The organism is Stenotrophomonas sp. 71799_Sma (assembly GCF_056482505.1).
This window is the reverse complement of sequence record NZ_CM151202.1, coordinates 2,384,240-2,401,411: the sequence shown is the minus strand read 5'-3', so window position 1 is coordinate 2,401,411 and position 17,172 is coordinate 2,384,240. Positions and strand designations below refer to the sequence as shown.

Here is a 17,172-nt window from a genome sequence, read left to right as displayed (position 1 = left end):
CAATGAACGCAACAGCAATCTCGTTCACCCTCGCACTGGCACTGGCCGTCGTGTCCCCCGCAATGGCGCAGGCGACACAGCCGCACGCACATCACCCCGCTGCCGCGGCATCTGCGGACGTCGACGTCCCAGTCACTGCAGAGGCCGCGGTCGCCGTAGCGGAGCGTTTCAACAGGGCCCTGTCTAGCGGCGATCTGGCCACGGTCGAAGCCCTGCTCGCTGCCGACGTTCTCATCCTCGAGTCCGGGGGCGCCGAACGCAGCCGCGAGGAATACATGGGCCATCACGCAGTCAGCGATGCGGCGTTCCTCAAGGGCGCCCATCGCCAGCTGCTCCGTCAGCGCGCACGAGCCGCTGGCGAGTTCGCGTGGGTCGGAACCGAAAGCGAGTTGCATGCCCAGAAGGACGGCCAGCCACTGACCGTCCAGAGCGACGAGACGATGGTGCTGAAGGAGACCGCGGACGGCTGGCGGATCGTCCACATCCACTGGTCCTCGCGGACCAAGCGCTGAGTCGAGAGATTGAAATGACTACGCTCACATTGCACCGTCTGACTTTTGTGGTCCTTGCCGTGGCTGGTCTGGGTGCTTGCACCCAGGATGCTTCATCCGCGCAACCCACAACCTCGCCCTCCGCACAGGTTGTCGTCCAATCAGCCGACGCGACTCCAGCAGCCCTGCCACGCATGACCGTCCACAAGACCCCGACCTGCGGGTGCTGCGGTGTCTGGATCGACCACGTGCAGAAGGCGGGATTCACCGTGGATGCGCACGACATGGATGACCTGGGTCTGGTCAAGGAGCGGTTGGGTGTCCCCTATGCAAAGGGCTCCTGCCACACGGCCGAGATCGGCGGATACGTCATCGAAGGCCACGTTCCGGCCGCGGACATCAAGCGTCTCCTCGAAGAAAAGCCGAACGCACGCGGCCTGGTCCTCCCAGGGATGCCGCTTGGTTCTCCGGGCATGGAGGTCCCGGAGGGACGCCAGCAGCCGTTCACGGTCGAGCTGATCCATCGCGACGGAACCACTGAACCGTTCGCACAGCACTGATCCGTCGCAGCAACAGGGGACGGTGTTGCGGGCGCGCCGATTCTCGCCCGCGAGGAAGAAGGAGAACTACATGACTCACCATTCCGCAGCACACCGGCCCCAGGCCATGAACGAGTGCATCGACAACTGCACGCAATGCCATGCGATCTGCCTGGAGACCATCAACTACTGCCTGACCAAAGGAGGTGTTCACGCGGCCCCGGAGCACATCGCCCTGTTGGCGACGTGTGCCGATACCTGCGCAACCAGTGCCGACGCGATGCTGCGCGGTGCCAGCGTTCACGACGTGGTTTGCGGTGCCTGCGCGGAGATCTGCCGCCAGTGCGCCGATGCATGCGACGCCATGAACGACCCTGAGATGACGCGCTGCGCCGAAGTTTGTCGCCGCTGCGCGGAAAGCTGCAGCGCCATGGCAGCGTAATGCGTCGAGGATCCCGCCTGAGCCGGTGGGATCCTCGTCTCGCGAAAGCGGAAGTATCAAGAAAATCCGACAAATCGTGGTTTCAGTGACAGTCCGACATCTAACGCTTGTCGCATCGAACACAGCGCGGCCCCTCCCGAACGGGCTTTGCATCACATTCCAATGAGGATTTATCCATATGAAGTCGTCCAACGTCATTCGCTCCTTCGCGCTCGTCCTCGCAATCGCGGCCGGGCAGTTTTCGCTGCAGGTCGCGCACGCCCACGCCGCGCTGCAGCAGTCCACACCGGCGGCAAATGCGGTGGTGGCCTCGCCAGGCCAGATCGATCTCGTGTTCAACGAGACATTGATTCCGCGGGCGTCGCGTCTCAAGTTGCTCATGAAGCACGGCAGTTCCACCATGCCGATCGAGAATTTCACGACCGAGATCGTCAACAACGGCAAGACCCTGCGTGCCAAGTTGCCTGGACCGCTGGCTCCGGGCGTCTATACCGTGGAATACCGCGCCGTCGGTGGTGACAACCACCCCATGCCGGGCAGCTTCAGCTTCACGGTGCGCTGAGGAGTCGCGAATGTTCGACCTGTCGGCTTATGCACTGAGATTCTTGGAATACCTTGTCATCATGGTTCTTTTCGGGGTTCCACTCTTCGGTTGGTACGGGTCGCGTCGATCGGCACTCGCCGACGCCTTGGCCGGGTGGTCACTCATGGGCGTTCTATTGGCGGGTGCCGTAGCCGGTCTCGTGCTCACCGGGCTCGATGTCGTCTTCAAGACCGCGGGCATCATGGGAATGCCGCTTGCCGAGGTTGATCGCGCATCGCTTGGCTGGTATCTGCTCGAGACGTCCGCGGGCCGGGCAGCCATGGCGAGAGGCGCGCTGCTGGTCGCCCTGATGTTCGTGCTCGGATGGCATCGTCGCCGCGGGAAGGTGGAGACCGCCTTCCCGCTGGGGGCGATGCTGGCGGGCGGCGCACTCGCTTCGCTGGCATGGAACGGCCACGCCGCCGCTGGCGAGGGCTTGGCAGGCGCGGTCCGGCTTGCTGCAGGCATCGTCCATCTTCTCGCGGCAGGCGGCTGGATCGCAGCGGTCCTGATGTTCCTTGCCATGCTGCTGCGCGGCAAAGAGACGAACGGCAGCGGGCGTCTGCGATCAACGCATGACTTTCTGCATGGTTTTTCGACGCTGGGAACGATCTTCGTTGGTGCGCTCATCGTGTCCGGCATCGCGCACTACGGGGATCTCACCGCGTGGTCGTTTTCGGCCCTGTTCCAGAGCACCTACGGGAAGTTGCTGCTTTTCAAACTGGCCCTGTTCGCTGGAATGCTGGGTTTGGGAGCGCTGCACCGATGGACGCTGGTGCCGCGCTTGGAACGAGCGCTGACCAGCGGAGATCCCGCGCAGGAGGTGCGGGCTTTGCGGCAGAGTGTTACGGCTGAGGCCGCGCTGGCCATCTTGATCCTGATTGTTGTTTCAGTGCTCGGGACGCTCAGCCCCGAATAGCTGTGTAACCCGCAATGGCACACTGCCTTGGCAGTCCATTGGACGCTGGTGCCGCGCTTGGAACGAGCGCTGACCAGCGGAGATCCCGCGCAGGAGGTGCGGGCTTTGCGGCAGAGTGTTACGGCTGAGGCCGCGCTGGCCATCTTGATCCTGATTGTTGTTTCAGTGCTCGGGACGCTCAGCCCCGAATAGCTGTGTAACCCGCAATGGCACACTGCCTTGGCAGTCCATCCCCACTAAAGCGAGCATCGGCATGAACTCACCGTCGTCCCATGACCATCACCATTCTGCAGGCGCAGCCCCTGTCGAGGCTGCGGATGGACGGGTCATCACCAATCCCGTCCGCTATACGGACGATGCTCCCCAGCAAGTTGAAGTGACCGCCCCAGCAGCGGTGGCCCAACCCAGCGGTACCCACGCCACGGTCTACACCTGCCCGATGCATCCGCAGATTCGTCAGCCAGGTCCCGGCACCTGTCCGATCTGCGGCATGGCGCTGGAGCCGGAGATGCCCTCGCTGGAGGAGGACGACAATCCAGAGTTACGCGATTTCACCCGAAGGTTCTGGTGGACGTTGCCTTTGACGTTGATCGTCCTGGTCTTGGCCATGCTGGGACACCGTCTGCCCGGCTTGTCCACGCAGGCGCGCACCTGGATTGAGCTCGTGCTGAGCGCCCCGGTGGTGCTCTGGGCGGGGTGGCCTTTCTTTGAGCGCTGCCTACAGTCCATCGGCAATCGCAGCCCCAACATGTGGACGCTGATCGGCATCGGCGTGGCCGCCGCGTTTGGCTACAGCGTGGTGGCCACCGTGGCACCGGACCTGTTTCCGGACTCTTTCCGCGAGCATGGACGGGTAGGGGTCTACTTCGAGGCGGCAGCGGTCATCGTCTCGCTCACCCTGCTCGGACAGCTGCTGGAACTGCGGGCGCGTTCCAAAACCTCGGCGGCCATCAAGTCCCTGCTGGGATTGGCGCCCAAGACGGCTCGCCGCGTCAAACCCGATGGGGGCGAAGAGGACGTTGCGCTGGATCACGTGCACGTGGGTGATCTGCTTCGCGTACGACCGGGCGAGAAGGTGCCGGTCGATGGGGAAGTCATCGAAGGCCGCGCCAGTGTCGATGAGTCGATGCTGACCGGTGAACCCATTCCGGTGGAGAAGGCTGTCGGTGATCACGTTATAGGCGCCACGCTCAACGGGACGGGCGCCTTAGTCATCCGGGCGGACAAAGTCGGATCCGGGACGGTACTGGCGCAGATTGTGCAGTTGGTAGCCCAAGCCCAGCGCTCCCGCGCGCCGATGCAGCGTATGGCGGACAAGGTGGCGTACTGGTTTGTCCTGGCCGTGCTGGCCACGGCGGTGCTCACGTTCTTCGGATGGGGTCTGTTTGGACCCGAACCGTCCTGGACCTTTGCCGTCCTCAATGCCGTATCGGTTCTGATCATTGCTTGCCCGTGTGCCTTGGGTTTGGCTACCCCCATGTCGATCATGGTCGCCACTGGCCGCGCTGCGCAGGTCGGGGTCCTGTTCCGCGATGCTCAGGCGATCGAGCAGCTACGTCTGATCGACACGTTGATCGTGGACAAGACCGGTACGTTGACCGAGGGGCGTCCAGCCTTTCGCGACACGCTCTCCAACGCCGGCTTCGACGCCGATCAGATCCTTTGTTTGGCCGGCAGCTTGGAGCAGGGCAGTGAGCACCCCTTGGCCGAGGCCATCGTGGCTGAAGCCCAGCGACGTGGCTTGAACCTGGTGGCCGCCCAAGATTTTGATTCGCTCACCGGCCAAGGCGTCCGCGGGCGCGTGTCCGATCAGGATGTCGTGCTCGGCAACCAAAGCCTGATGGCGTCGGTTGGCGCCGATGTAGCACCTTTGCAAAGCAGCGCCGAGCGTCTTCGGAAAGAAGGCGCTAGCGTGATGTTCCTGGCGGTCAATGGTCGGTTGGCCGGCGCCATTGCGGTGGCTGATCCCATCAAAGCCACGACCTTGCCTGCCTTGAACCTGCTACGTGCCGATGGCCTGCACGTGGTGATGGCCTCCGGTGACGCACAGGCGACGGCCGAGGCCGTGGGGCGCACGCTGGGCATCGAGGATGTGCGTGGTGGCGTCAAGCCGCAGGACAAGGCCGACCTGGTCCAGCAACTCAAAGCCCAGGGTCGTCGCGTGGCCATGGCTGGCGATGGCATCAACGATGCGCCGGCCCTGGCGGCAGCCGATGTGGGCATCGCGATGGGGACGGGCACGGATGTGGCCATGTCCAGCGCCCAGCTCACCCTGGTCAAGGGTGATTTGAGGCGCATCGTGCAAGCCCGTGCCATCTCGTCTTTGACGGTGGCCAATATGAAGCAGAACCTGGGCTTCGCCTTCGTCTACAACGCCATCGGCGTGCCTATCGCCGCCGGCTTGCTGTATCCCAGCTTCGGCCTTTTGCTCAGTCCGATGATGGCGGCCCTGGCCATGAGCCTGAGCTCGGTTTCGGTGGTCACCAATGCCCTGCGTTTGTCCGGCTCCACCGTTGTTGCCACCCCCACCCTGACCGCGCCGATGAGCCTGCGCGCGGCCATTCCTGTCACTGATGGCTCATATCCCACAAGGAGTACTGCAATGAAGCGTTATGCCTCCCTCTCGATGATGGCCTTGTTCCTGATGGCGGGCGCGGCCTTCGCCGGCGGCCAGACCACCACGCCCACCACCGACCACGGTCAGCACAAGCCGGCGGCGGCCGATGCCGATTTCACCAAGCTCGATGCCAACAAGGACGGCTCGCTGTCCAAGGAAGAACTGGCCAAGCACAAGCTGGCGCCGCACTTTGGCATGCTCGATAGCAACAAAGATGGCAAGCTGAGCCCGCAGGAATTCGCTGCCGGCAAGGGTATGTAAGTGTTCTCAGCCCGGGAGCTGTTCCAACAGTTCCCGGGTTCTTCCGCCGTTCTGCCATTCCCACGGAGATTGTTATGTCCTCTTCGCACGGTACGCACGAAAACGCGCAAGACCCGCAGTCCCAGCACGCAAAACCGCACGCCTCACACCAACCTGCCCACCAGGCACAACAAGGGCATCAAGGCCATTACGGCCGCCTGTTGTTGATGATGGGCCTGTCTTTCGTGGCCATGTACGCATTGATGTACGCAATGGTTGATCAGTGGGCTAACGTCTATAACAACGTGAACCAGTTCTACATGGCGGGCCTGATGGCCGCTCCCATGCTGCTGATCGAGCTGTGGCTAATGTCCAGCATGTACCCCGATCGCCGACGCAATCTGATTCTGGCTGGTCTGACGGTGGCGTTCATGCTGTTCTGCTGGTGGGGCATTCGCACTCAAGCAGCGGTCACTGACAAGCAGTTCATCCGTTCGATGATTCCCCACCACGCTGGCGCCATCCTGATGTGTGAGGAGAATCGTCTGAAGGATCCTGAGTTGGTGAAGCTCTGCCAGGACATTATTACCTCGCAGACACAGGAGATCGCGCAAATGAAGCAGTTGCTGGCTGAGCGTTCCCATTAGCTCACTGCCTTTTGCCAGCCGATATCACTTCACTGAGCCTGCGCACTGACCATTCGGTGGATCAAACGCGCGGCCACACGTGCGGTGGCTTGATCCGGATCCAGGGGCGGACACAGTTCCGCCACGTCGACCACACGTACCTTGCCCGAGGCCATGACCAGATCCAGCAGGGCTTCCAGGACCTCCAGACTCACCCCGCGTGGGTTGGGGGCGCTCACGCCCGGGGCCACCACCATTGAGTACGCCGGCAAGATCACCAGCGGCTTGGGTAGCTACACCCAGTGGCGTGGCTTGGGCTCACTGCGTATGGGCAAGAACCGTTGGACCGGCGTCTATTCGGCGCAGTACATCGGCAGCGCGGACGACATCATCGCCGTGCCCGACACGATCGGCTCGCATGTGTCCAGCGTGGTGTACCACAGCCTGCAACTGAGCTACGGCATCAAGAAGAAATGGGATATCTCCGCCGGCGTTGAAAAAGTGCTCGATAAGAAGGCGCCGTTCGTGAAGAACAACCCCAACACCGACACCGACACCATGACGTACGACTTGCTGGGTCGTCGCTGGAACGTCCGCTTTGGTTACCACTGGTAAGCCACGATCACGAGGAGCTACACATCATGAGAAACACGCAACTATCCGCCACACTACTGCTGTTCGCTGTGGCCGGCAGTGCCGGTGCGCACGACCTGTTTGTCGCTTTCTCCAAGCCTGGCACCGCAGCGGGCGAGGCGAACACAGCGTTGGTGAACAATGGCACCTTCGATGAAAGTGCAGGTGCAGTCACCCGAGCGCGTCTACAGGACGTTTCGCTGAGTCAGGGCGGCGCTAAGGCTGCACCGGACTTGGCCAGTTGGAAAGAGGTCGGCAAGCAGAGCCAGCTCACCGTGCATCCGGCGGGCGAGGGCACCTATCTGCTGGGGGTCTCGACGATGGCCTCCACCAGCACGCGTACGGCCAGCGAGTTCGGCAAGTACCTGGAGTTGGAAGACTTGCCCGATACCCTGGCCACCTATGATGCGAGCAAGTTTCCCAAAGGGGTCACCTATAGCTATACCAAGCATGCTCGTACCATTGGACAGGTGGGCACAAAACTGACCGACGATTTCGCTGCCTCGCTGGGCTATCCGCTGGAGATCCGCTTGGCCCGCAATCCTGGAAGCGTGAAGGTCGGCGAACAGCTGTCGTTCCAGGTGCTGCAGCAGGGCACGCCAGTGCCCAACCTACGCGTGTACGTCGGTCATCGTGCTGACGCACCGGTCAAGGGTGGGCACGGTAGCGCTACGCTCCTGCGCACCGATGCCCAAGGCCAAGCCAGTTTCCAGGTGACCACCGCCAAGACCTGGTACATCCACACCAATCACATGGTGCCCTCTACACAAAAGGGTTTGGATTTTGTGTCGGATCGGGCGTCGCTGAGCTTTGAGATTTCCCCGCACGCCGGGCACTGATAAGTAAGCATGTAGGCGGTACTCTCCCCTTTGACGCCAGTCATGACTTCTTCCATGACTGGCGTCTTTTTGTGGGGACTTACCTCAAGTGCTCAGTCTGTCTCTCATTGGTCGCCCCGCGCCGCGCGCAATCCACGTCGCCGCACTAGATAGAACGCTGCGGGAATCACCACCATAGAGAGCACCGGTGCGGTGAGCATGCCACCCAGCATCGGCGCGGCGATACGTTGCATGACCTCCGAGCCGGCACCGGCACCGACGAAAAGCGGAAACAACCCGGCCAGGATGACGGCTACCGTCATCGCCTTCGGGCGCACCCGTTGCACGGCGCCTTCGTAGATAGCCTCTTGCAGGGTAGACACATCTTCCGGCGCACCGCTGGCCAAGCGCTGCTCCCAGGCATGACGCAGGTACAGCAGCATGATGACGCCGAACTCAGCCGCAACGCCGCCCAGGGCGATGAATCCGATCATGCTGGCCACCGAAATCGCATGGCCCAGCCCCCAGATCAACCAGAAACCGCCCACCAACGCCAAGGGCAAGCTGAGCAGGATGATGGATACATCGCTAAGCCGGCGAAACACCATCCAGATGACCAGGAAGATGATCGCCAACGCCGCGGGCACCACCCATTGCAGGCGTGCCAAAGCCCGTTGCAGATACTCGTACTGCCCCGACCACGCCAGACCATAGCCGGCAGGCAAACTCACCTGGGTCTGCACCGCGGCTTGCAGGTCCTGGACCACCGATCCCAAGTCGCGATCGGCCACATCCACGTAGATGTAGCCCACCAACCGGCCGTTATCGCTCTTGAGCATCGGCGGGCCTGGGCTGATTGACAGCTCCGCCACCTGGCTCAAGGTCAGTTGCACACCGCCTGGCGCGATCAGCGGCAGATCCTGCAAGGCCTGCAACGAGTCACGCTGGCCACGGGGGTAGCGCAAGACGATGGGATAGCGTTCGCGCCCCTCGATCGTTTCCCCGATTGGATCACCGCCAACGACCGTGGCAATCAGTTGCTGGAGTTGGCCTTGAGTGAATCCGTAACGTGCAGCGATTTCCGGGCGCACCTGTACATCGACATAGCGCCCACCCGTGACGCGTTCGGCCAGTGCCGAACTCACGCCGGGCACAGTCTTGGCCACCTGCTCGATCTGCTGGCTCAGGCGCTCGATCTGCTCCACATCGGGTCCGGAGACCTTGATCCCAATCGGGCTCTTGATGCCGGTGGCCAACATATCGATGCGATTGCGAATGGGCGGGACCCATAGGTTGGTCAGACCGGGAATCTTGACCGCTGCGTCCAACTCCTGGCGTAGCTTCTGGGGGGTCATGCCCGGGCGCCATTGATCCCGCGGCTTGAAGGTCACGGTGGTCTCAAACATTTCGATCGGTGCCGGATCGGTCGCACTTTCGGCACGGCCCGCCTTGCCGAACACGTGCTCAACCTCCGGTACGGTCTTGATCATCCGGCCCGAGAGCTGGAGCAACTGACGGGCCTTGTCGGCGGACAGGCCGGGCAGGGCCGTGGGCATGTACAACAGGCTGCCTTCTTCCAAGGGCGGCATGAACTCACTGCCCAACCGGCTAAAGGGGATCAAGGTGAGCACTAGCAGCAGGCCGCTGAGCAGCAAGGTGACACCGGGATGTTTGAGGACCCACAGCAGGATGGGCCGATAGCCAGCGATCAGGATGCGATTGATGGGGTTCTGCTGTTCCGGGCGGATGCGGCCGCGGATCAGGTAGCCCATCAAGACGGGGATCAAGGTCACCGACAACCCTGCTGCGGCGGCCATCGCGTAGGTCTTGGTGTAGGCCAGAGGCGAGAACAATCGCCCTTCCTGCGCCTGCAGGGCAAAAACCGGCACGAAAGACAGGGTGATGACCAGCAAGCTGGCGAACACGGCCGGTCCGACCTCGGCCGCCGAGCGGGCCATCAGCTGCCAGCGCTCCTCACCCTGAGGTTCCCGGCCGTGCGCCTCCCGCCAGTGCTCCAGATGCTTGTGTGCATTTTCGATCATCACCACCGCTGCATCGACCATCGCACCAATGGCGATGGCGATGCCGCCTAATGACAGCAAGTTGGCGGAGATCCCCTGGGCGTGCATCACGATGAAGGCCGCCAGGATACCCAAAGGCAGGGTGATGACGGCCACCAACGCCGAGCGTAGGTGCCACAGGAACAGCAGGCATACCAGCGCTACGACCAGAAACTCTTCGCCAAGCTTGTGGGTGAGGTTGCGTACCGCATCCTGGATCAGCTCGGAGCGGTCGTACACCGGCACCACTTCCACGCCCTCGGGCAAGCTGGATTGCAACGCCTGCAGTCGCGCTTTGACGTTCCGAATGGCCCCCAAGGCATCCTTGCCGGTCCGCAGGACGATCACGCCGCCGGCCACCTCACCTTGACCATCCAACTCTGCGATACCACGACGGAAGACCGGCCCGCGACTGATCGTGGCCACCTCGCCGAGCAGGACGGGGATGCCGTCGTTGCCGGTTACCGGCACCTGTTCGAACGCCTCCTGTGTGCGCAGGTAGCCTTCGCTGCGCACCATCAGTTCGGCTTCGCCTTGTTCGATCACCGAGCCCCCGGTAGCGCCGTTGGCCGCATCCACCGCCTCGATGAGCTCGGCCACCGTCAGTCCACGGGCCGCCAACGCCTGCGGATCGGGCTGGATCTGCCAGGCGCGCACCGCACCGCCCACACTGGCTACTTCAGCCACGTCCGGCACGGTTTTTAGCTCATAACGAAGAAACCAGTCCTGCAACGCACGCAGCTGCCCCACATCACGTTGACCTGTCCGATCCACCAAGGCGTACTGGTAGATCCAGCCCAGTCCTGTCGCATCAGGACCCAGCGCCGGATTCACATTCGGCGGAAGTCGATCGCGTACCTGGCTCAAGTACTCGAGCACTCGAGAGCGCGCCCAGTAAAGATCAGTGGCATCGTCAAACAGGATGTAGACGAATGAATCACCGAAGAAGGAGAAGCCGCGTACCGCCTTCACGCCCGGCACGGACAACATCGTGGTGGCCAACGGGTAGGTGACCTGGTCTTCGATGATGCGCGGGGTTTGCCCCGCCCATTGCGTGCGGATGATGACCTGGGTATCGGACAGGTCCGGCAGCGCATCCAGCGGCGTGTTCTTTACCGACCAGATACCGACCACCGCCAGCAGCGCGGCGGCAACCAGCACCAGCACGCGATTGGCGATGCAAGCATGGATCAGGCGCGCGATCATGGTGTGCCCTCCATCGCTTCGGACATGACCTCGCTTGCCTGGCAATCAGCGGCTGCGGCGGGGCCGAACTTGGGTACCAACTGCATATCCATGAACGGTGACTTGCCCGGCTTGTCGAAATGCTTCTCCGGCACCATCGGGTCATACCAGTACTGCACCGGGCAGCGCGGCGGCGTAGAGGTGGAGGTGTCTGGCGCGACAGGCGCCGGCTGTCTGGACGGTGACGGCACGACAGTGCGTGGTTCGTGCCCGGCGTCATGGCGCTCGTGCACACCTGATGCGCTGGCAGGGCGTGTCGGTTGTGCAGCACCCAGGCGCTCCAACGCACCGGAGAGACTGGCTTCGGAGTCGAGCAAGAACTGACCCGAGACGACCACGCGTTCACCACCGGCCAAGCCTGCCACGATTTGCGTGCGCCCTTGCACGCTACGTCCCACACTCACCCGCACTGGCCGGAAGCTCCCGTCCGGATCCTGCACGATGACCCGGCTGTCCCGCCCGGTGGCGATCAGCGCCTCCGTGGGAACGACTGGCAGGGCCTGCTCGGCGTCGGGCTGCACCAGAACCTCGGCGAACATGCCCGGCACCAGCCGACGCTGCGGGTTGCGCAGCACAATTCGCGCCCGCTGCGTGCGACTAGCCATGTCGACCTGGGGAAGCAACGCCTGGATCTGTCCGGCAAAGCGCTCTGCCGGCCAGGCACTGACCGTGGCCTGCACTGAGGTCCCCGGCCGCAAGGTGCCCAGCGCTGCCTGGGGTACCGAGGCCTCCAGCCACAACGTGTCCAGCCCATTGATCTTGAACAGTGGCGTACCGGGCATCACCGTCTGTCCCTCGCGTGCCAGGATCTCGGTCACGACACCACTGTGATCTGCGCTAAGCACGACGCCACTTCTGGCCGAGGCGCCAGAAGGAACACCCAACGAACGCAACCGTTGTTGCGCCGCACCCTGCAGCTCACGCGCGCCCGCGGACTGAGCTTGGCTCAGGGCATGTGCTTCGGCGATGGCCGCGTTCCATGCCGGGGCCTGCACGGTGGCCAGCGTTTGACCACGACGAACCTCGGTAAACGGCGCCTTTACCTGCACGTGGGTGATCAAGCCTTCCATGCGCGCACTGATCACGCTTTCCTGGGTCAGATCCCACGTCAGTGTGCCCGGCACGCGTACGGCAGTCCCTAGTAACTCTACCGTCACTTCCTGAGTGCGTATGCCCACGTTCTGCTGCAGGCGCGGATCGATCTGCGTTCCGCCCCCTATGGCCTCATCTGCGTATTTGGGCAGCAACTCCATATCCATGAACGGAGATTTGCCCGGCTTGTCGAATCGCTGCTCCGGCGCCATGGGGTCGTACCAGTACAGCACCTTGCGTGCTTGATCTGCGACGCTCGTGCCGGGGGGCGGGGTGGTATCAGAGGTTCGAGTCATCCAGGCGTAGCCGCCGGCAAAGCCGAGCGCCAGCAACCCGAGGGCCACGGCGAGCTGTGTGAGACGCGTCTTGGACGGGCTCATGGCGTGTTCTCCTCATGGGGTAGCAGATAGGCCAGTGCCGCCCAGGCACGGCCCTGTTCGCCCAGCAGACGGGCGTTCTCCAGGTGCAATTCGATCTCATCGCGCCGCGCTTCCAGCCACGGCTGCAGGTCGGCACCGGCGCCGTAGGCGGCCAACGCCGTGCGTGCACGATCGCGCGCCAAAGGCAGGCTCTGCGTGTTCTGGCGCTCCAACTGGCCGGTTAACCCGCGCCATCGCGCTATCGCGCGTTGCACCGACTCGGCTTGGATGCGCCGGGCCTCATCGCGCTCTGCGGACACCGCCTCCAGCTCGGCCCGCCGTGCCGCGATGCCTCGTGCTTGGCGGTTCTTCTGGAACAGCGGCAGGCCCACACCCACTTCCACCATGAGCATGTCGCTGCGCGCCATGCCGTCGGGTGCGCGCTCGCGACGTCCGTAGGTGAGCTCCACACTCCAATCCGGGCGGGTTTCGGCCACGGCCGCATCCACCTGGGCCTGGGCTAAGCTCTCGCGTGCCTCCCAGCCCAGTAGTGGCGTGTGTTGGTCCAGTTTGGCCAGCAGTTGGGTGGGCTCCAATGGCAACTGCGAAAAATCCGGTGCCGCACCACTGGCCAAGATCGCCTCTGGTGCAATACCCAACCACCGCGCCAGGCCGGCCTGCGCGGCGGCGTGCTCCGCATGTACCTGCTCCAGGCGATTGTCCAACTGCAGTAGGGCGGCCTGGGCGGCAAGCACATCACTGGCCCCGGCCGTGCCGCCTGCCAAGCGAGCACGCGCCGCACGCTCGGCTATACGGGCCGGCTCGCGCAGACCTTCCAACGCATCTACGGCTTGCTGCGTACTCCACAGCTCGATCCAGGCCAGCGCGGCCGCTTGGGCCACCATCTGCTGTTCGGCCATCGACAGTGAGCGCGCTTGCGCCAGCGTCGCTTGCGCCAACGCGTGCTCGGCACGTCGTTTCGCACGCGCAGGAAACTCCTGCATCAGACCGATTTGCTGGGTGGTCATCTCATCGGCCCGCAAGCTGAAGGCATCGGGTCCGCTGACGGGCCAGTTCGCCAGCCCCACGATCAAACGTGGGTCGGGAAGCGCGCCAGCACGCGCGGCTTCTTCGGTACTGGCATCGATCTGAGATCGGCGCACCTGCAGGGTTGGGGCGTTAGCAAGCGCCCGTTGTAGGGCTTCTGTGTAGCTGATCGGGATAGCGGGCGATGCCGCCAGCACAGGACCACTGAGCGCCAGGGCAAACACGAACCCACACGCCATCTTGCGCCTTGCACGCAAGAAGAAAGACATCTCCATAAGACCTCCGGGAAACGACAACGAGCGCGCTGCAACGCATGCAGCACGAGCACGGGTCAATCCAGGAGGGGGCTTAAATCAGCAGGCTACAGAAGCGCTGCAGGGGAGGCGGATCGGACACGCACACCGGAACATCCCGATAGAACTGCGCGTGTACCGGTGGCAACAGAGCCTGCACCAGCGCGAAGGCGGCCAGCGCGGGCTGGTAAGGCACTTGAGGGGCCTTCGCATCGGCCGTGGCGATGTGATCGCGCTGGCAATGCTGGTCGCACAACGCCGGAGCATCGGGATCCGGCGTGGACATCTCTTTGCAACCGACCATCAGGGTCGCTTGTCCAGCTTCCACCGATTCCAGCGGACAGGCGTAAGCCACCAGCGCGAGTTGCTGCAGCAGCAGCGCCCACAGTCCCAGCCATGCCAGTCGGGCACGAGAACGGGGTCGCCGCCATCGCCTCAGCAGCCTCACCATGACAGCTCCCGCACGCCCGAAGCAGCGCCTGCGGACGCTGGGCAGATCAGGGCAGGGGACGTGCGAGCTCTCATGATGGCCAGTCTAGCCCTCTTGGGGCCGACTGTCATTGATCAGGATCAAGCCCTCGCGCGGACTCAGCGGTGGCATCCGCCGCAGCAGGAGGATGCGACGGCCGGGGCGGCCGGCGTACCAGCCTCAGAAGGGAGCACCGCAGCGATCACATAGCCTTGCCGCTGGATAGCCTCAACCGCCTGTTCTACGGCAAGCAGGCCCTCGATCTTGACCACGCCACTGCCCAGATCGACGTCCACCTGGGCGTGGGGGTCAAGGGCCTGAATGGCTTGGGTGACCGTTCGGACACAGTGACCACAGGTGGCACACTAAGAGTGTTTGCGATGAACAACAAGCTCTGACCGATCAGGTGCGCAGTTGGGAACTCAAGGGCGAGCTGGATGTGGAGCCAGAAATCGAGGGCGTCTTAGGTGCGGATCCAGGAATCAAGGGCATCTTTGGGGGAGATCTGGAAATCGCGGGCGTCCTTGTGGGGAAGTACGGGCGGACAGCTGTGGGATCTGGGGCGTTTCCGTTGTGGCAGTCAGCAGGCAAGAGCCGATCCAGAGGCCCAGCCATTGCCACGCTGAGCCGACAAAGGCCCATATTTGGCGGATATTAGATTTCGCATAATGTATATTATGTTCAAGCTCCTGCAGGGGTGGCTGGCACGGCTCTTGCCCAGCCCCCGGCTCCTACGTTGGCATGGTGTTGAGCGCTGCGAATTTGGGGCAGCTTGCGCGGCAACTTGTAGCAATTGATGCGCTGAGCTACGTGCAGTCCCAATGACTCGCTGTGATCTTGGTGCATCACCAATGGTGCGTCGCGAATCTGTTGCATCTCCAATGATGTTGCCAAGGCGTTGCAGCCACGCGCTTTCGAGAGCATCTAATTTGGGAGACGGCTATGACCGTCGGCTTCATTTCTGAGCTAGCTCAGCGGCTTGGACCCTCCAATTTTGAAGAGTCCAAGCGAACAATTCACTTGCTGGCTCCGGTGTCGCGGTCCCCGAGCCCCAACCACGTCAGAACCCCTTGGACTTCGGCGGTGTCAGTCAAGGCGCTGACTGATCCATTCCCATGTCGCCTTGCTGAGGTAGCCTTGGTACTCGCCACGGACAAGCTGGGATACAAAAATCCCGTCATTCTTATCGAGCTTCTGTTGAAGATCGGCAGATAGATCGTGAGCGCTCATATCCCCGGACACCCAGCGGACCGACTCCAGATCAGGATCTGCTACGTTCTGGTAGCGCTCCAGGTGCTTGAGGAACGCAGTCCTCTTTGCGTCGTAGTTGGCTTCTCGGTTCAAATTCCAGGTGACAACATAGACGGCCATTTCGATCCTTCGAGACTGACACCGAACGTGTCTCCGTGATCTTAGTAAGTGCGACATATACGGTTCCGATAAGATATATTTATCGGAACTCAGGCTATTTTTAATCCCTACTTTCAACCACTTATGAGCGACCTTCTTCCAGCTCTGACCACCGCGGCTCCTGCCAATCCGACTGTGGCGCAGCTCTCGCAGTCCTCGGCGGACGCGGTGCGCGAAGTCTTCGCCGAAGCGGCCTCGGCCAACACCACGCGCAGTTACGCCACCGCCTTGCGCTACTGGGCGGCCTGGTACCAAGGCCGCTACGGAGCGGTCATCGCCATGCCGGTCGACGCGTCTTGCGTGATCCAGTTCATCATCGATCATCTGGCCCGGCGCTCAGGCGATGCCCTGACCTGGGAGCTGCCGCCGACACTGGATGCGCTTTTGGTGGAAGGCAAATTCAAGCAGCGCCAAGGACCGCTCAAGCTGTCGACCATCGTCCACCGCGTTGCGGTGCTCTCCAGCGCCCATCAATTGCTCAAGCTGGCCAATCCCTGCGAAAGCAGCGAGGTTCGGCAGCTGCTGGCCAAGGGCCGTCGCGCCGCACATAAGCGCGGCGAGCGGCCGAGCAAGAAGACGGCGATCACTGCGACCGAATTGATGGCGATGATTGCGACCTGTGAGGACGATCTTGTTGGGAAACGTGATCGTGCCCTGCTCTACTTCGCCTTCGCCAGTGGTGGGCGCCGTCGGAGCGAGACGGCCCATGCCGTCTTGAGCAAGCTTGCGCCGATCGACGGCGGCTACCTCTACCACCTGGACGTCGGCAAAACGCTTCAGGAGGGCGTCAAAGCAGGCGGCTCGCCGGACAAGCCCTTGTTAGGTCCACCGGCCGAAGCGCTTCGCACCTGGATCGAAGCGGCTGGACTGCAGGAGGGTGCCCTCTTCCGCCAATTGACACGCGGGAAAGTTGGGGCCGGCTTGTCACCCAAGTCGGTGGCCACCATCATCCAGAATCGCGCCCGCGCTGCCGGATTGGTGGGGAGCTTTGGCGGTCACAGCCTACGATCGGGTTTCGTAACGGAAGGTGCTAGGCAAGGAATTGCCCTGCCAGCCATTATGGCAATGACCGATCACCGATCGGTGGTCAGTGTCATCGGCTACTATCAGGCCGGTGCGGCCGAAACGAATCCGGCGGCTCGAATGCTGGAAGCTGCCGCAAGGTCAAGTGCCGAGCGCCCCATAGGGCGGTATGGAGACACGACGAGCGCTGAGTCCTAGGCAATCGTGCGGTCAAACTAGTAGAAGTATCCTTTGATCGTCGCGGCTTCGCTGCGATCTATCACTGT

The 17,172-nt window shown here is 62.7% G+C and carries 17 protein-coding genes; 10 read left to right on the top strand and 7 right to left on the bottom strand.

What is annotated here, in order from left to right:
* The first annotated feature begins 2 nt into the window (after positions 1 to 2).
* The 7 genes from ACZK4Z_RS11115 to ACZK4Z_RS11085 all read left to right on the top strand — a co-directional run bounded on the left by ACZK4Z_RS11115 (position 3) and on the right by ACZK4Z_RS11085 (position 6,478).
* Positions 3 to 512 (top strand): nuclear transport factor 2 family protein, encoded by a 510-nt coding sequence (locus ACZK4Z_RS11115; RefSeq protein ID WP_031269112.1) that lies wholly within the window; start codon positions 3 to 5, stop codon positions 510 to 512.
* Between the two features lie 14 nt (positions 513 to 526).
* The gene (locus ACZK4Z_RS11110; protein WP_024957403.1) at positions 527 to 1,051 is read left to right on the top strand and encodes a DUF411 domain-containing protein; all 525 of its coding nucleotides are present in this window, start codon (positions 527 to 529) and stop codon (positions 1,049 to 1,051) included.
* 70 nt (positions 1,052 to 1,121) lie between these two features.
* The gene (locus tag ACZK4Z_RS11105; RefSeq protein ID WP_012480213.1) at positions 1,122 to 1,472 is read left to right on the top strand and encodes a four-helix bundle copper-binding protein; all 351 of its coding nucleotides are present in this window, start codon (positions 1,122 to 1,124) and stop codon (positions 1,470 to 1,472) included.
* 178 nt (positions 1,473 to 1,650) lie between these two features.
* Complete coding sequence (copC, locus tag ACZK4Z_RS11100) at positions 1,651 to 2,034, top strand: copper homeostasis periplasmic binding protein CopC (protein ID WP_005413416.1); 384 nt, start codon at positions 1,651 to 1,653, stop codon at positions 2,032 to 2,034.
* 10 nt (positions 2,035 to 2,044) lie between these two features.
* Positions 2,045 to 2,974, top strand: coding sequence for a copper homeostasis membrane protein CopD (gene copD / locus ACZK4Z_RS11095; protein WP_017354978.1), 930 nt, complete (start codon positions 2,045 to 2,047; stop codon positions 2,972 to 2,974).
* Between the two features lie 439 nt (positions 2,975 to 3,413).
* Positions 3,414 to 5,852, top strand: coding sequence for a heavy metal translocating P-type ATPase (locus ACZK4Z_RS11090; protein WP_330469523.1), 2,439 nt, complete (start codon positions 3,414 to 3,416; stop codon positions 5,850 to 5,852).
* A gap of 74 nt (positions 5,853 to 5,926) precedes the next feature.
* Positions 5,927 to 6,478 (top strand): DUF305 domain-containing protein, encoded by a 552-nt coding sequence (locus ACZK4Z_RS11085; RefSeq protein WP_031269107.1) that lies wholly within the window; start codon positions 5,927 to 5,929, stop codon positions 6,476 to 6,478.
* Positions 6,479 to 6,507: 29 nt separating this feature from the next.
* Here the strand turns inward: ACZK4Z_RS11085 and ACZK4Z_RS11080 are convergent, their stop codons facing one another.
* A complete protein-coding gene (locus tag ACZK4Z_RS11080; RefSeq protein WP_005413410.1) occupies positions 6,508 to 6,714 on the bottom strand; it encodes an arginase family protein in 207 nt (68 codons plus the stop codon).
* On the opposite strand from ACZK4Z_RS11080, the gene ACZK4Z_RS11075 reads away from it, so the two are divergent.
* Positions 6,632 to 7,072: a TonB-dependent receptor gene (locus ACZK4Z_RS11075; RefSeq protein ID WP_229298439.1), complete on the top strand. Its 441-nt coding sequence runs from the start codon at positions 6,632 to 6,634 to the stop codon at positions 7,070 to 7,072. The genes ACZK4Z_RS11080 and ACZK4Z_RS11075 overlap by 83 nt on opposite strands.
* 26 nt (positions 7,073 to 7,098) lie before the next feature.
* Positions 7,099 to 7,929 carry a DUF4198 domain-containing protein gene (locus tag ACZK4Z_RS11070; protein WP_049452571.1) on the top strand — a complete coding sequence of 277 codons (831 nt, stop codon included), beginning with the start codon at positions 7,099 to 7,101 and terminating at the stop codon, positions 7,927 to 7,929.
* A 104-nt stretch (positions 7,930 to 8,033) separates the two neighbouring features.
* Here the strand turns inward: ACZK4Z_RS11070 and ACZK4Z_RS11065 are convergent, their stop codons facing one another.
* From ACZK4Z_RS11065 to ACZK4Z_RS11040, 6 genes are all read right to left on the bottom strand, one after another.
* Positions 8,034 to 11,174 carry an efflux RND transporter permease subunit gene (locus ACZK4Z_RS11065; protein ID WP_197577764.1) on the bottom strand — a complete coding sequence of 1,047 codons (3,141 nt, stop codon included), beginning with the start codon at positions 11,172 to 11,174 and terminating at the stop codon, positions 8,034 to 8,036.
* A complete protein-coding gene (locus tag ACZK4Z_RS11060; protein ID WP_197577763.1) occupies positions 11,171 to 12,685 on the bottom strand; it encodes an efflux RND transporter periplasmic adaptor subunit in 1,515 nt (504 codons plus the stop codon). Before ACZK4Z_RS11060 ends, ACZK4Z_RS11065 begins: the two co-directional genes overlap by 4 nt.
* A complete protein-coding gene (locus tag ACZK4Z_RS11055) occupies positions 12,682 to 13,986 on the bottom strand; it encodes a TolC family protein (RefSeq protein WP_170935783.1) in 1,305 nt (434 codons plus the stop codon). Before ACZK4Z_RS11055 ends, ACZK4Z_RS11060 begins: the two co-directional genes overlap by 4 nt.
* Before the next feature lie 73 nt (positions 13,987 to 14,059).
* A complete protein-coding gene (locus ACZK4Z_RS11050) occupies positions 14,060 to 14,455 on the bottom strand; it encodes a hypothetical protein (protein ID WP_024957397.1) in 396 nt (131 codons plus the stop codon).
* 137 nt (positions 14,456 to 14,592) lie between these two features.
* Positions 14,593 to 14,796, bottom strand: a complete 204-nt coding sequence (locus ACZK4Z_RS11045; protein WP_076738464.1) for a hypothetical protein — start codon at positions 14,794 to 14,796, stop codon at positions 14,593 to 14,595.
* Positions 14,797 to 15,559: 763 nt separating this feature from the next.
* Positions 15,560 to 15,844 carry a hypothetical protein gene (locus tag ACZK4Z_RS11040; protein WP_017354460.1) on the bottom strand — a complete coding sequence of 95 codons (285 nt, stop codon included), beginning with the start codon at positions 15,842 to 15,844 and terminating at the stop codon, positions 15,560 to 15,562.
* A 123-nt stretch (positions 15,845 to 15,967) separates the two neighbouring features.
* Here ACZK4Z_RS11040 and ACZK4Z_RS11035 point away from each other — a divergent pair, with 123 nt between their 5' ends.
* On the top strand, positions 15,968 to 17,104 hold the full coding sequence (locus ACZK4Z_RS11035; protein ID WP_017354461.1) for a site-specific integrase: 1,137 nt from the start codon (positions 15,968 to 15,970) through the stop codon (positions 17,102 to 17,104).
* The last annotated feature ends 68 nt before the right edge of the window (positions 17,105 to 17,172 follow it).